Source organism: Falsihalocynthiibacter sp. S25ZX9, assembly GCF_041205405.1.
Taxonomy (GTDB): Bacteria; Pseudomonadota; Alphaproteobacteria; order Rhodobacterales; family Rhodobacteraceae; genus Falsihalocynthiibacter; species Falsihalocynthiibacter arcticus.
This window is the reverse complement of the sequence record NZ_JBGFCD010000091.1, coordinates 1-381: the sequence shown is the minus strand read 5'-3', so window position 1 is coordinate 381 and position 381 is coordinate 1. Positions and strand designations below refer to the sequence as shown.

Sequence of the window (381 nt, the reverse complement as noted above, 5' to 3'; positions counted from 1 at the left end):
ATCGCTTCATCAAAGGAGTTCGTATGCAAAGATTGCGTCCCCCCCAATACCGCGCTCATTGCCTCATAGGCCGTGCGGACGATATTGTTGTAGGGATCTTGTTCTTGAAGGCTCACTCCAGACGTTTGACAATGGGTCCGAAGCATCAAAGAATTCTCCTTCTTTGTAGCGAATTCCGACATGATTTTGTGCCACAAGAAGCGCGCAGCGCGTAACTTCGCCGCCTCCATGAAAAAATTCATCCCAATGGCGAAAAAGAAGGACAGGCTGGTGGCAAAATCATCAACGTCTAACCCCTTGGCGATAGCGGCTTTGACGTATTCCTTGCCGTCAGCAAGAGTAAAAGCGAGCTCTTGAACAAGGTTCGCGCCGGCCTCCTGC

1 protein-coding gene is annotated in these 381 nt (G+C 50.7%); it reads right to left on the bottom strand.

The window, feature by feature from the left end; all coding sequences use genetic code 11:
• Positions 1-381: methylmalonyl-CoA mutase family protein (locus AB9F29_RS21410; protein WP_369757192.1), on the bottom strand; the 381-nt coding region annotated here is incomplete at both ends.